The sequence below is a fragment of the Nocardia vaccinii NBRC 15922 genome (genome assembly GCF_001613305.1).
Lineage (GTDB): Bacteria > Actinomycetota > Actinomycetes > Mycobacteriales > Mycobacteriaceae > Nocardia > Nocardia vaccinii.
The window spans coordinates 59,581-73,994 of record NZ_BDCC01000052.1 but is presented as its reverse complement, the minus strand read 5'-3'; the positions used below and the strand labels follow the sequence as shown (position 1 = coordinate 73,994).

Here is a 14,414-nt window from a genome sequence, read left to right as displayed (position 1 = left end):
CTGCGGCCGCGGCCTGGGCAATTCGGCGATCGCATGCGGCTCCACCTTGATCGACAGGTAGGGCCGGGGTTCGCCGTTCTCGTCGGTGCGGTAGTAGTTGGTCCGCAACGTCGCCTTCACCAGGCTCAGGATCGAGCGCAGGATACGGTCGGCGTCGAGGCTCACCACCTCGTTGATCCGCTCGGCCAACTCCTGCTCGAGTTCGGCGGCCCGCTCCGGCGAGGCGGAATCCGGATCGAACATCGCCGCGAACAGGTCCACGAACAGCCGTGCCGCGTCGGGTGCGGCCAGCAATACGCGGGCGATATTGGCCTGGCTGTAGGTGAAGTCGGCCTGTTGCAGGTACCGCGAGTAGGCGCGCAGGATCGACACCGTGCGCCAGTGCAGGCCGGCGCGCAGGACCAGCTCGTTCAGCGCGTCCGCCGACGCGCGGCCGTACCACAGCGCGTCGAATGCCTCGGTGAACCGCTCGCGCAGACCACGCTCCCGGGCAGCGAACACCTCGAGCCGATCGGTTGTCTCGATGAGTTCGGCGTCCATGTTCCGGTCGAGCGCACGGCTCAGCAGGTCCGGGCGGGCCTGCAGGCCGAAATCGTAGATCCAGCACTCCCGCTCGTCCTCGAACGCCATCTGGTACGGGCGCTCGTCGACCACCTCGACGCCCAGGCTCTGCAACAGCGGCAGGACCTGGCTCAGCGAGATGCCGCAACCGACATAGAGGGTGAAACGCCATGAGCCGGAAGCAGATCCGGGTCGTCGATACAGGTGCTGCTCGATGCGGTCGCCGCCCAGATGCTCGAGCCGCACGATATCGGCCAGCGCGCGGGAAGGATCGAAATCCTCCTTGTAGGCCTCGGGCAGGGCAGCGCAATACCGTTGCACGACAGCCGGATCGAGCACCGTGGAGCGGGAGACCTCTTCGCGCAGATCGTCGTCCCAGGTGTGGCTTGCGCGTCCGAGCAGGTCCTGGATGCGCAGCCGGTTCGACTCCGAGGTATCCACCGGCGTGCCCGGCTGGGCCAGCCGCACCGTGAAATACACACTGGCGAGCTCGTTCTCGGAAACCCGAGCGGAGTAGTCGATGGAGACGCCGCCCAGCTCACGAACCAGGATGTCCTGCATTTCGAGGCGGACCGCGGTGGTGTAGCGATCACGCGGCAGATACACCATGCAGGCCACGAAACGACCGTAGGAGTCCGAGCGCAGGAACAGCCGAACCTGCCGCCGCATGCCGACATTCAGCACCGCGCTGGCGGTGCGGCGCATCGTCTCGGCGTCCGAGGAGAACAATTCGGTGCGCGGGAAGGATTGGATCACCTCGAGCATGGCCTGCCCGGAGAAGGAATCCAGATCGAATCCGCTGGCCTCGATGACCGAACGGACCCGGCGCTCGATAACCGGAATGTCCAGCACGTTCGCGTGCAGGGCGGTCACCGTGAACACACCGATGAAGACGTGTTTTCCGACGAGCGCACCGGAGTCGTCGAAGTCCGCGACGCCGATGAAGTAGGGGTAGACCGAGCGGTGCACCGTGGCCGGGACCAGGCCCTGGGTCAGCATCAGCAACGGCCGGTCGCCGCCGTTGACCGGAACGCGGAAGTCGGTGCCCACGTCCGGACGCAGCACACCGAGGCAACTGTCCGGCACCACAACGGAATTCGACTCCGTGTCGGCGCGCTCGTAGCGAGCGTAACCCAGCACGGTGAAGTGGCCGGCGGCCAGCCAGCGCAGCAGATTCGCGCAGTCGATCAGATCCGTCGAGGAGAAGGGCGCGGTGCCGTTCCTCGCGGCGCGCTTCAACTCTTCGGCGAGCGTGTCCTGCATCGCGCGCATGGCCTGGGTGTCGCCGATGACCTGACGCACGTCGGTGAGCACGTCGGGTATCTCGTTCTCCACGCGTGCCAGCAGTTCACGGCTGGTCGACGGGTGAAGTTGGACATGCATCCACGACTCGCGCAGCCCGATCATGCCGTGGCCGTCCACCTCGTGCGCGGCCGCGGACTCGAGCCGGCCATCGGCGTCGCGGATCACCTCGAAGATCGGGTGGATCACCTCGCTGACGCTTACTCCGATCCGGGTCAGCGCGGCCGTGACCGACTCGACCAGCATCGGCATATCGTCGGTGACCAATTGCACCGCCGCACCCAGTCCGGTGTTGTCGTCGGGATGGTGGACCAGAACGCGGCGCTCGCCCGCACGCCGCTGCATACCGAGCTCGAGGTGCCGGCGGAACACCTGGCTCGAACTTCCGCTGATAGCACAGTCCACATCGCCGGCGTCCACGTGGCGGAAATAGGCTTCCTCGAGCGTCGCGAGTTCGCCCCGCAGCGGCTCCGGTAACCCCGCCGCCCACGCGGCACTGGACAATTCGGACGAGACCGTCATTTTCTTCGCCAACTCCTCGGATTCGGTTCCGTAACAAAGTGACGCCGGAGTCGAGGGTAGCTGGGCGTCGCGAACACCGGAGGAAATACTTCCCAAAGTCCCGGCGACGCCCAGCCGCCAATGCGGCCCGGTTGGTCCTACCTCACGCGGGCATGACCGCACTACCAGGTGAAAGCCCGACATATGTTGCGCCCGTTGCCTATTGGGCGATTGTATCCAGTTGTGGCGAAAGACACGTTTCGTCTGGGGGTTACCGTGCGGTAGCCGAACCGCGCCGGGATCAGTCCCTGGTCAGCTTGCGGTGGGTGACCCGATGCGGACGGGCCGCCTCCGGGCCGAGCCGCTCGATCTTGTTGGCCTCGTAGGCCTCGAAGTTGCCCTCGAACCAGAACCAGGATGCCTCATTATCCGAATCACCCTCCCACGCAAGGATATGCGTGCAGGTGCGGTCCAGGAACCAGCGATCGTGCGAGATGACCACAGCGCAGCCGGGGAACTGCTCGAGCGCGTTCTCCAGCGAGCTCAGCGTCTCCACGTCCAGGTCGTTGGTCGGCTCGTCGAGCAGGATCAGGTTGCCGCCCTGTTTGAGGGTCAACGCGAGGTTGAGACGGTTGCGCTCACCACCGGAGAGCACCCCGGCCGGTTTCTGCTGATCCGGGCCCTTGAATCCGAACGCGCTGACGTACGCGCGCGAAGGCATCTCCTGAGTGCCGACCTCGATGAAGTCCAGACCGTCCGAAACGACCTGCCACACGTTCTTCTGCGGGTCGATCCCGGCGCGGTTCTGGTCGACGTAGCTGAGCTTGACCGTCTCGCCGATCTTCACCTCGCCGCTGTCCGGCGACTCGAGTCCGACGATGGTCTTGAACAGCGTGGTCTTACCGACACCGTTGGGGCCGATGACACCGACGATTCCGTTGCGCGGCAACGTGAACGACAGATCCTTGATCAGCTGGCGATCGCCGAAGCCCTTGTCCAGGTGCTCGACCTCGACCACGACACTGCCCAGGCGGGGCCCCGCGGGGATCTGGATCTCCTCGAAATCCAACTTGCGGTGCTTCTCGGCCTCCGCGGCCATCTCCTCGTACCGACCCAGGCGGGCCTTGTTCTTGGCCTGCCGAGCCTTGGCTCCCGAACGGACCCAGGCCAGCTCCTCCTTGAGGCGCTTCTGCAGTTTCTGGTCCTTCTTGCCCTGGACCTCGAGCCGCTGCGCCTTCTTCTCCAGATAGGTGGAGTAGTTGCCCTCGTACGGGTAGGCACGACCGCGGTCGAGCTCGAGGATCCACTCCGCGACGTTGTCCAGGAAGTACCGGTCGTGGGTTACGGCCAGGACGGCACCGGCATAACTGGCCAGATGCTGTTCGAGCCACAGCACGCTCTCGGCGTCGAGATGGTTGGTGGGCTCGTCCAGCAGCAGCAGATCCGGCTTGCTCAGCAGCAGTTTGCACAGCGCGACACGACGACGCTCACCACCCGAGAGGTTGGTGACCGGCTCATCCGGCGGCGGACAGCGCAGCGCGTCCATCGCCTGTTCGAGCTGGGAGTCGACATCCCACGCGTCGGCGTGATCCAGATACTCCTGCAGTTTGCCCATCTCGTCCATGAGCTCGTCGGAGTAATCGGTCGCCATCAGCTCGGCGATCTCGTTGAAGCGATCCAGCTTGACCTTGACCTCGCCGAGGCCCTCCTCGACATTGCCGCGGACGGTCTTGTCCTCGTTCAGCGGAGGTTCCTGCTGCAGAATGCCGACGGTCGCGCCAGGCGCCAGGAACGCATCACCGTTGTTGGGCTGATCCAGTCCGGCCATGATCTTGAGCACGCTCGACTTACCGGCGCCGTTCGGCCCGACGACACCGATCTTGGCGCCGGGAAGGAAGTTCAGGGTCACATCGTCCAGGACGACCTTGTCGCCGTGAGCCTTGCGAACTTTCCTCATTTGGTAGATGAACTCAGCCATATCCCTCACCCTAGTGGTTTCGAACCGATCAGCCGCATCCGCCCGGCGAATCCGCCCAGCTAGGCAACGGGTTTTGCCCCGGTTCCGGAAGCCGTGCCGATCACGGCATCGATGGCAGCGCGGAGCGATCGTATCGCCCGCGCCCGAACAGCCTCACCCGCGCCCGGAGGCGTCCGCATCCAGCGCTGCCACCAGCGACCCGGCGGGCTCCGGCGACGACCTCTCGGCCTCGCTGGACGACGTGGCGGCCACCGCATCGGAGAACGCCGGCTGCGCCGGTTTGCATCGACCGCCGCGACGCACGACGCTGGCCGTACAACGGCCCAGATCCGGTCCGATCGCGCTGGCCCGTAATTCCAGATCCTGCCGGGAATGCCCCTCCCTGGTGTGATATTCACTGAGGCGCAGTTGGCCGTAGACCAGGATCGGATCGCCCACACTCAGTGAGGCGCCGACCCCCTCGACCAGTCTGCGCCAGCAGTTCACCGTGACGTAGACGGTTCCGTTGTCGACCCAGTCGCCGCTGGCGCGATCGAGCCTGCGGGCGGTGCTTGCCATCCGGAAGGTCACCAACTGCTGCCCGCTGGGCAGGCTGCGCCGCACCGGATGGGTGACCACGTTGCCGACCAGTGCCGTATATGCCTCGTACATGACTCCACCCCTTGACATTTCGACGTTGTCATCAAGCCTCGCCGATCATCGAGGGGCGTACCAGAGCGATTCCTGATTTGGGGATAACTTTCGTCTTGTGAGCAGACGACATTCCGGATTCCTCCGGCCCGGCGCTAGAACGTGGTGAGGTCCGTATTGGCCCCGGACAACACGACGACCGGCCGTTCCTCCGGCTGCGGCACATACGCGCCGCTCTGGATCGCGGCCAGCGCGGTCGCACCCGCGGGCTCGACCACGATCCGGAACTCGCGCCACAGATACTCCCGCGCCATCGTGATCGCGTCGTCGCTCACCAGTACCGAGCCGATGTGGTAGCGCTGCGCGAGTTCCATCGCCATATCGCCGATCCTGGTGGCGCCCAGGGCATCCGATGCGATGGTGTTGATGTGCACGTCCACCGGGCGTCCGGCGGCGAGGGCGGCGTGCAGGGTCGGCGCGCCGGCGGGTTCGACCCCGATCACCCGTCCGCGCAGCCCGAGCGCGGCCGCGATGCCGGCCGCGAGCGCGCCACCGCCCACCGGCACCAGAATGGGCGGCCGAGCCCGCACCTGACGTTCGATCTCCAGCCCGATCGTGCCCGCGCCGGCGATCACCTCCGGCAGGCCGTAGGCGTGCAGGCACAGGGCCCGGCGTTCGGCGGCGAGTTCCTCGGCGTACCGGGTCGCCTCGACGTAGGTCGTTCCGCGCCAGAGCACTTCGGCACCGTAGGCCCACATCGCGGCGACCTTGGTGTGCGGCGCGGATTCGGGCACCACCACCGTGCACGAACGTCCCCGGATCGCAGAGGCCAGCGCGGCCGCGATGCCCGCGTTACCGCCGGAGGCGATGACCACCGAACGCTCGTCGTTCCCCGACGCGAGCAGCGCGTTGAGACTGCCGCGCACCTTGAAGGTGCCGCCGTGCTGGAGATATTCGAACTTCAGACTTACCGCGACCGAACCGTTCGGACCGGCCACCTCGGTATGGCAGACGGGCGTGACCCGGATGTGGCGGCCCAGTCGCCTGCGAGCGGCACGCACGTCGGAGCGGTACAGCCGTGGCACCCGCCCCACCGTGGTCACCGCTGCTCCCGATCGTGCTTGGCCAATTCGGCGAACATGGCGTTGTGCGCGGCCAGTTCGGCATCGTGATCGCGGTCGGCGGCGCGATCGATGCGTTTGGCCTCGCGCGAATCGCTGCGCGACCACTGGATCAGCAGCGCCAGCATGACCACCACCAGCGGCAACTCACCGCTGGCCCAAGCCAGGCTACCGCCGGTGTGCTGATCGCCGAGCAGATCGTTGTTCCAGCTCAACCCCAGCGATCGATAGAACCAGCCGCCCATCACCGTGGTCATACTCATCAGCGCCACGCCGAAGAAGGCGTGGAAGGGCAGCGAGCCGAACACCATGCCGACCTTCGTCAGCGGCTGCACCTGCCGGGGTTTCGGGTCGATGCCCAGCACCACCCAGTAGAACAGGTAGCCCGACACCAGGAAGTGCAGATTCATCGCCAGATGCGCGCCGTGCTCGTCGAGGACGGCGTTGAAGATCCCGCCGAGGTACAGCGCGTAGAACCCGGAGATGAAGAACACCGCGGCGACGACGGGATGGGTCATGAACCGCGAGACCGGATTGTGCACCGCGGCCAGAATCCATTCCCGCGGACCCGGCGACGCGTCGCGACCGGCCGCGGGCAGCACCCGCAATGCCAGCAATACCGGACCACCCAGCGCGAACAGGATCGGCGCCAGCATCGACAGCATCATGTGCTGTGCCATGTGCACACTGAACATGGCGGGGGCGTACCTGCCGACGCCGGAGCTGGTGGCGATCAGCAGGACCGCGCATCCGCACAGCCAGGAGACGGTGCGACCGACCGGCCAGGCGTCACCGCGCGCGTGCAGGCGACGCACGCCGACCAGATACAGCGCGGCCGACACGATCGACAATGTCCCGAAGATCAGGTCGAATCGCCAGTCGAACAGGATCCGGGTGATTGTCGGCGGTCCGGGCAGGCTGTACCCGATTTCCACCTCGACCGGTGTGGGTACCGTCTTCAGATCCGGCGGCGGGGTGCGGCCCAGCCCGACCGCGAGCCCGATCGTCGCGGCGAATACAAGCGCCTCCACACCGGCGAACCGGATGAGCGCGCCCCGATCCCCCGGATCGGCCGCCAAGGCGGGAATCGCCTTGCGCCGCTGCGCGAATCCGATCAGGCCCAGTGCACACAGCGCGGCCGTCTTGGCGACCACCAGCTGTCCGTAGGTCGTGGTGAATACATCGCTCAACGGCACCCGCACCCAGGCGTTGATCACGCCGCTGATCGCGACGACAACGAAGGCGCATGTCGCGACGGCCGAGAACCGCCGAGTGGCCAGGTCGGTGTGAGCGCCACCGCGCACCGCGTGCGCGAGGACGGCGAACAGTCCGCCCGTCCACACCGTCACCCCGACCAGATGCAGGATCAGGCTGTTGGTCGCCAGATCGTGCGCACCGCCCGAGGAGGAATGCCCGGTGAGCGTGATCGGCAGCAGACAGGCCAGGGACCAGGCGAACAGCGGCGGCGTCCAGCCCCAGCGCAGCGCGAGCCGACACCCCACCGCGAGGACGAAGGCCATGATGGCCGTCGTCCGCCACGCCCCGGCGACCTCCACTTGGCCGATCGCATGCCATACCTGTTCCGGCCGCAGAGTCCTGAGCACCGGTTGCCCGGTGGTGTCCGACAATGTCAGCGGGACCAGCAGAGCCGCCGTGCCCGCCCACACCAGCGCGCAGATCCCGGCCCGGCGCAGCGCGCGATATCCGGCCACGTCGAGCAGGCCGTTGTGCTGCGGCGGGGTGAGGAACGCGGCGAACAGCAGCGATCCGATCGCCAACGCCGCGGACAGATCCGCGATCGCCCGCACCGCCGGAAGTCCGTAGGTGGTCAACGTGCCCGGATCGGGAATGCCCAGGAGGGTCAGCGCCTGCGCCGCGGACAGCCCTACGATCAGCGGCGCGACGAATGCCGCGACCGCGATCGCCATCGTGGTGAGCGCGGAGAACGTCGCCGCGGACTCCGACCGAGCGGCCTGGCTGTCAGGTTCGGTGGACGGGTCCTGCGGTAACGACATGCATCGAGCGTAATGCGGTCCGCACCGCACATCGGCCTCGCCCCGGCCGTCGGCGCACCCGCTGTGCCCCGGCCGACATGCCCGCGAATCGCTCTGTCGGCTCACCGTGCCGAGAGGAGGTTTCGTGACCGACCGTCGGACAGCTCCCCTCGCCGAGAGTTCCGGTGCGCCTGTCGCGTCAGTCTTGGCCACAACCTCACTCCGCAGCAGGTTCAGCTACTGCGCCGACTGGCAACCGGCCAGGTCGCCGTGTCCGATCCGACGCACCGGCCGGCACTGTCCAACATCGCACCGAAATGTCCGAGAGTTGCTCTCCGAATACCAGGACAAACCTGGACGGTCGCTATACTCCCCTCACTGGACAGCACGCATCCAAAGCGGCATGGTGTTTGGTGCCGCACTGCCTCCGTAGCTCAGTTGGATAGAGCAAGGGCCTTCTAATCCCTAGGTCGCAGGTTCGATTCCTGCCGGGGGCACACTGAACATGGGAACGGCACCGTTACGTGCGGTATGACGTGGCGGTGTCGGGTTCTGCTGGGTCGTTGTGTGGTTGGGTGTAGTCACTGATGCCTGGATCGCATCGTGTGCACGGCGCTGCGCGGCGCTGATGGTCTGGGTGGTGAGAGTGATCCGATAGATCAGATGGTTGTCTGCTTTGTTATAGCGAATCTCCAGTCGGAAGGCTTCGAACAACGTTCGGGCGAGTGCTTCGGGGAGTTGCTCAACGTCGGTGTACCCAATCGGTAGCCGGTCAATCAGGGTCGGGTTCGGGGTCAGCATCTCCTGGGCTTCCAGCTCTGCGACGCGGTCGCGGAGCTGGGCTTGATGTGTGCGGAGTTCGCTGCGCCGTTCGTTGATGTCGCGGATGAGTTCTTGGTCGGGTTCATCGACCAGTTCGAGGGTGCGTATCAGTCGTTTGCTCTTGGTTTCGGTTTCGGTGATGTCGCGGCGCAGGGCAGCGAGGTGTTGATCACGGTCGCGGCGGGTGGTGGTGTCGATGTCGCTGGCCGCGAGCAGGTTTCGACGGTAGTCGCTGAAGACATGCTCGTTGAGGAAAGTATTGAGGTGTTCGGTGACTGCTTGTTCGCGTACGAAGAACGATCCGGACGTGGGGTGCCCGTCGGGGATGTAGCCCTTCGCCGGGCCGCACACGTAGTAGGCGGACACCTTGCGGGTCTTGCCGAACATGCGTCGGTCGCAGTGGTCGCAGTAGAGGTAGGACCGGTAGCGGTAGGAGCGTTTGGTCTGTGGGTGCGGGTTGAGTCCTGGGCTGCGCCGGGATTGGTCGCGGTGTGTGCGGCTTTGCTGGACGGTCAGGAAGGTTTCGATGGTGATGAGCGGTTCGTGGACCGGGCGTTCGGACCAGACCCATTCGGAGGGTGGATTGTATTTGCCGCCGTTGCTTTTTCGGGCCCGGCGGTTCCACACCATGTGACCGGTGTATTTCGGGTTGCCGAGGATCTCGCGGAGGTTGGAGACGGTCCAGCGTCCGACTGCTCGGGCGGGATCCACCGGGATCGGGGGTGGGTTCAGTGACAGGTCGAGGTTGAGGCGTTCAGCGATGGCACCGAACGAAAGTCGTTCCTCGACCCGCATTTGGTAGATGCGTTGCACGACGGGTGCCTGGTCCGGGTCGGGCTCGAGGAGGGTCTTCTTCTGGCCTCTGGCGCGTTTGGCGGGGACGGGGTGTGAGACGAGTTTGGCGCGGTAGCCGTAGCAGGCTTTGCCGACGTTGTATCCGGCTTCGGTGTGCACGGCGAAACCGTCCCAGGACTTCTCCAGCATTTCGAGCACATAGAACTCGGCGATCCCTTGTTTCACCCGCCGTGTCAAGACCTGGGTGGCCCGTTTCTCCTTGCGACTGCCGGACCGGGTGAGGCGGAAGGGTTCGTCTGCGGCCAGCAGCCGCACCCCGGCGCGTTCGAGCCTGTGTTCGATGCCGGTTCCGGTGTGGGTGCGGCGGGCGATGCGTTCGATCGACTCGCACAAGACGTAATCGAAACGGCGGTCGGGTCGTTCAGCTTCGGCCAGCAATTCTTGGATGCCGCCGTCCCGTGGGACGGGGATGTCGAATTGCTCGTGATTTGTCGTATGCCCACGGTCGGCGAGTTCTTTGCGCCCGGATTCGACGTCCCAGAACGACGCGGTGATCGCCCCGCCATCGGGGGTCGCGAGCTGGCAATTCGAATACTGACGCGGGATCGACAGTGTCGGGTCCTGCAGATCGGCGGTCGATGTCCGGCCCGCGAACGCGATCCGGTATTCCAGCTCTCCGTCGAAGCGTGGTCGTGTTACGCCGCTTCGTCCTGCCCATTCACGCAATTGTTCTGGGCCATTTGCCATTTGGTGACCTCCCACAATACTCGGGCCTGGAACTCGGCGAGCATTTCTCCTTCACGCCCTTCAGCGATCCGGATCTCGAACTCCGGCTCTGGCTTCACATACGGTTCCCGCCCCGAATTCGCGGCAGGGTGTTTTCTCGGCTGCCTTTCCGCGCCGTCTCTGGGCATCGCGTTCATCGCGCATCTCCGTGATGCGCGATGAATCCGATATCCCTGGAATGTCGACGCGGATCGCTATGAACGCTCCATACACCCGAATCTGTCAAGCAGACATCTCGTGCCCCGCCGCTGACCACCACCGGCCCGCAGACCCGTATCCGCATAGGGCAACCGCCCCCGATACGCCCAGCGACGCGACCGGGGTACCGCAACGCGCCACCGAATCCCCGACCGACCCGCCGGGGCCGCCTGGCTGGAGAGTCGGCCCGGTCGGGTCGTGGTCCAACGACGTGCGCGGACATGTGATCACCTTTCTGTCGACGATGCGGATGGTGAGGTGGGCAGGTACGAGGCCGACGCCTCCGGCCTGCAGGATCCGATCGGGGGTTCATGCGGCGTTCGGAGTGTCGAAGAGAATCTCCCATTCGGCCTCGGTGTCGATTCCGTTGTCGAGAGCGACATCGAGTCCTCGGAGTCCTCCCGCGTGCCCGAGCCGGTGTGTGGCCGCAGAGACGGCAGTACGCTCAGGTCGATATCCACCTCAGTGCCGTCGTCGTCGATGGCGGCGAGTTCGCTCGGCGACGTAGTGATCAAGGCATGTTCGGCGGGCGAGGCCAGCGATCCGAACACGGCACGATCGGTGCCGCTGACAGCCAAGAGGCCGCTTCCCCGTGCCGAAGACAGCAGGAATTGTTTCTCGCCGGGATCGACATCGCGCCGATCCGCAAACCCCGTGGTCTCGAGTTGCGCCAGGTCGACGCGGAGTTCACACCGCGTTGTCGGCGATTCGTGCTGCGGTCGAACGCGCGGTCGCGCACCTGAAGACCTGGCGGATGCTCAGCGAGGAAGGAGGCCGGTTCCGGCCGCCACTCGACAAGTTTGCCAGCATGCTCAAAGCCGTTGCCGGACTGTGCTTCTTCTCCCGCTTGTGAATAAGCCTCCGGGTCGAAGGAATTCCCCGCCCTCGGCGACGCCATCGGCCACGCAGGAGAAAAATTCGACGCGTTCATCACCAGAGCCTCCGACGACGGATCCCTGTCGCGGTGGATCCACGACGGTGTCACCAGCGCCAAGGAACTCGCCCAAACCGCCGAACATGTCGGCTCGGCGATCGGGTCGGTCTTCAAGGCTGCCTCCGACAACGGGGCCGCGCTGCATTCGATCGACGACCTCACCGGACGCCTGGCCGCGTTCCTGAAAACCCCACAGGGACAAAAGGACCTGATTAACTTTTTCCAGACGGCCCGTACCGATCTGAAAGAAATCTCGACCGTGCTGGTCGACATCCCGAAACTTGCCGAAGGTGTCTACCAAGGGTTCCAGAAATGGACCTCTGGTGTGCTGCCGATCATCAAATCGGTCGCTGACTTGCTCGCGGCGCATCCGGGGCTCGTGCGTGACATCGTCGTCGCCTATGCCGGTTCAAGACGCTCTCCCCGATCATCGAGGGTGTCACCACCGGATGGAAGAACGCGAACACGGCGATCTCCGAATTCAAGTCCGGCGTGTCCGGGGTGAAAACCAAGCCGATAGACGACGTGAAGACCGCCGCGGAGAAGGCCGCCGGCGCGAAGGGCGGCAAGTCCGGCGTGAACGGTTTGCTCGGCGCGCTCGGTGGCGTCGTCGGTGTCACCGCGGCAGGTGGTCCGCTCGGTATCGCCCTCGGCGGTGCAGTTCTCGGTCTCGGCTACCTCGAGACCGCCCACGAGAACGCCGCCGCGGCAGCGCAGCGTCAAAAGGATGAGCTGGACAAGCTGAACCAGACTCTCGACAAGACCACCGGCAAAGCCACAGACGAAACGATCACCCAGACGGCGCAGGAACTTCAGAACGGCGGATACTTCACGCGCGCAAAGTCTTTCGGTATCGACCCGCACACCTTCACCCTCGCGACAGCGGGTGTCGCCGACGCCGACAAGGACAAGATCAACCAGCAACTCACCGGAACCATCGTGCAGTCGTTGCGCCGCGACCAGGCTTACCAGGCGATCACCAGCCGTGGATACGCCGCGGCGGGACTGAGTGACACCGATATCGCTCAGGCGCTTCAGGGCGTGCCCGAGGCGGTGCGGAAGTTCACCGACGCCAGGTCGAAGTACAACCAGGGCAAAGACCGCGATCAGCAGTTGCCCGACCTGGCACACCTGAAGAACGAACTCGACGACGTCGGCGAATCTGCCTCCACGCTGGGCGGGCAGCTCAACGGCGTGAACTCGAGCCTCGCCGATGGCGGCAAGAACACGCGTGGCCTGACGAGGCCATCCACGGATCTTTCGCGCTGACCACGCAGGCGGCGCAGGATTTCGCCGATTGGGGCGCTGCGGTCGAACAGGTCCCCGACGCGAAAACGGTGATCATCAAGGACACCACCCCGGACGTGTTGCAGCACCTCGAGGCGACCGGATGGAAAATCGAGCACCTGAAGGACGGCACGGTCAAGCTCACCGCGGACACCGGCCCGGCGCTGACCGATGTTCGCACCCGCTTCCGCCAGCGTCACCGCGTGCGATCGTCCCTGACCTCGCCCCGCCGGTGATGATCGCCACCTGACCATTCAGGTCACCCATCGCAACTCCTTTGTCCCGCATCGCCGCCGACGTCGAGGTGATCCGCCCGAAGGGGGCCAGTGATTCGCAACGGTAGTCACCCCCTCTGCCGTCAACCAACCAGAAGGTTGATAGCAGCCGCGATCGTCCCGCCGGGAGATTTCGTTTTCCACCAACTAGTTGGTGTTATGGTTACCCGAAGTCGACGATGACGAGAGGACGGGCTATGGCCGAAGTCGAGTGGGAGAAACGCGGCGACATCATGGTGGTGACGCTGAATCGGCCGGAAAAGCAAAATGCGGTCGGCGGCGCGATGTTCCGGTTGCTGAAGGACGCGTTCACCGCTGCCACGGCCGACGAGGATGTGCGTGCCATCGTCACGACCGGCGCGGGGTCGTCGTTCTGCGTCGGCGCCGACATCGGCACGCTGGGCGCCGTAGCCGAGCAGAGCACGGTTGCCAGACCTCTGGGCCGGCCGAACCGCGGCGGCACCGACAACGGCCTCCGGCCGTTGAGCCTGTCGGAGCAGGTGGTCGACCGGACCGGGCCCGGACGCTGGATGACCGAGATGCTGAAATTCCCCAAACCGACGGTCGCCGCGGTGAACGGTGCCGCCGCGGGCGGCGGCCTGTGTCTCGCCGTGATGCACGATTTCCGTGTCGCCGCGGCCGACGCGAAGTTCGCCGCGGGTTTCGCCACACTCGGTCTCGGCCCGGAAATGGGTCTCAGCCGGCTACTCCCCCAACTCATCGGACTCCAGCCGGCCCGGCGCATGCTCGCCCTCGGCGAACCGGTGCCCGCGGAGCGGGCCCACGCACTGGGTCTGGTCGACGAGATCGCCGAGGGAAACGTCCTGGACGCGGCGATCGCGTTCGCCCGACGCCTCACCGCTCTGCCGCCGCTGGGCGTCCGCGCGGCGCTGGAACTGCTCGCCTCGACCCGCGATGGCTGGGACCACGTGCTGGAATCGGAGTACTCGATCCAGCGGATCCTGTTCGAAACAGCGGATCACCAAGAAGCGATCGCCGCGTTCCGCGAGCGGCGCGCCGGCACGTTCGAGGGGCACTGACCACGATGACGACCACGACCGCGTCCCCCACGATTTCGCATCCGCTTTCCGGCGTCCGCGTGCTCGACCTGAGCGCGCTGGGCCCGGGTCCGTTCGCCTCCATGGTGTTCGCGTCCCACGGCGCCGACGTGCTATGGAGCGGATCGGGCTCGGCCCGGCGGAGCTGACCACGGACAAACCCGCGCCTGAT

At 65.7% G+C, this 14,414-nt stretch carries 12 protein-coding genes and 1 tRNA gene; 5 read left to right on the top strand and 8 right to left on the bottom strand.

Annotated elements, in window-relative coordinates:
- From NV1_RS28845 to NV1_RS28825, 5 genes are all read right to left on the bottom strand, one after another.
- Positions 1-2,385, bottom strand: a 2,385-nt coding sequence (locus tag NV1_RS28845; RefSeq protein ID WP_174557492.1) for an NAD-glutamate dehydrogenase domain-containing protein, incomplete at its 3' end; no start/stop codon positions are given.
- A gap of 280 nt (positions 2,386-2,665) precedes the next feature.
- The gene (gene ettA / locus NV1_RS28840) at positions 2,666-4,342 is read right to left on the bottom strand and encodes an energy-dependent translational throttle protein EttA (protein WP_067898235.1); all 1,677 of its coding nucleotides are present in this window, start codon (positions 4,340-4,342) and stop codon (positions 2,666-2,668) included.
- 153 nt (positions 4,343-4,495) lie between these two features.
- Complete coding sequence (gene ssb, locus NV1_RS28835) at positions 4,496-4,993, bottom strand: single-stranded DNA-binding protein (protein WP_084525877.1); 498 nt, start codon at positions 4,991-4,993, stop codon at positions 4,496-4,498.
- Between the two features lie 134 nt (positions 4,994-5,127).
- Positions 5,128-6,075, bottom strand: a complete 948-nt coding sequence (locus tag NV1_RS28830; protein WP_245713974.1) for a threonine/serine dehydratase — start codon at positions 6,073-6,075, stop codon at positions 5,128-5,130.
- Positions 6,072-8,108 (bottom strand): bifunctional copper resistance protein CopD/cytochrome c oxidase assembly protein, encoded by a 2,037-nt coding sequence (locus NV1_RS28825; protein WP_067898232.1) that lies wholly within the window; start codon positions 8,106-8,108, stop codon positions 6,072-6,074. Before NV1_RS28825 ends, NV1_RS28830 begins: the two co-directional genes overlap by 4 nt.
- 402 nt (positions 8,109-8,510) lie before the next feature.
- On the opposite strand from NV1_RS28825, the gene NV1_RS28820 reads away from it, so the two are divergent.
- Positions 8,511-8,584 (top strand) — tRNA-Arg (locus NV1_RS28820).
- Here NV1_RS28820 and NV1_RS42535 read toward each other — a convergent pair.
- From NV1_RS42535 to NV1_RS43920, 3 genes are all read right to left on the bottom strand, one after another.
- Positions 8,553-10,451 (bottom strand): recombinase family protein, encoded by a 1,899-nt coding sequence (locus NV1_RS42535; protein WP_084525876.1) that lies wholly within the window; start codon positions 10,449-10,451, stop codon positions 8,553-8,555. The genes NV1_RS28820 and NV1_RS42535 overlap by 32 nt on opposite strands.
- Entirely contained in the window at positions 10,400-10,627 is a 228-nt protein-coding gene (locus NV1_RS43925; RefSeq protein ID WP_157117438.1) for a hypothetical protein, read from the bottom strand. Before NV1_RS43925 ends, NV1_RS42535 begins: the two co-directional genes overlap by 52 nt.
- 873 nt (positions 10,628-11,500) lie before the next feature.
- A complete protein-coding gene (locus tag NV1_RS43920) occupies positions 11,501-11,992 on the bottom strand; it encodes a hypothetical protein (protein ID WP_157117437.1) in 492 nt (163 codons plus the stop codon).
- Between the two features lie 122 nt (positions 11,993-12,114).
- Here NV1_RS43920 and NV1_RS28800 point away from each other — a divergent pair, with 122 nt between their 5' ends.
- The 4 genes from NV1_RS28800 (at position 12,115) to NV1_RS46970 (ending at position 14,391) form a co-directional block, all read left to right on the top strand.
- On the top strand, positions 12,115-12,891 hold the full coding sequence (locus NV1_RS28800; protein WP_067898220.1) for a hypothetical protein: 777 nt from the start codon (positions 12,115-12,117) through the stop codon (positions 12,889-12,891).
- 68 nt (positions 12,892-12,959) lie between these two features.
- Positions 12,960-13,145 carry a hypothetical protein gene (locus tag NV1_RS28795; protein WP_067898217.1) on the top strand — a complete coding sequence of 62 codons (186 nt, stop codon included), beginning with the start codon at positions 12,960-12,962 and terminating at the stop codon, positions 13,143-13,145.
- Between the two features lie 236 nt (positions 13,146-13,381).
- Complete coding sequence (locus NV1_RS28790) at positions 13,382-14,224, top strand: enoyl-CoA hydratase/isomerase family protein (RefSeq protein WP_067898214.1); 843 nt, start codon at positions 13,382-13,384, stop codon at positions 14,222-14,224.
- A 5-nt stretch (positions 14,225-14,229) separates the two neighbouring features.
- Positions 14,230-14,391, top strand: a complete 162-nt coding sequence (locus tag NV1_RS46970) for a CoA transferase (protein WP_157117436.1) — start codon at positions 14,230-14,232, stop codon at positions 14,389-14,391.
- Positions 14,392-14,414: the final 23 nt, after the last annotated feature.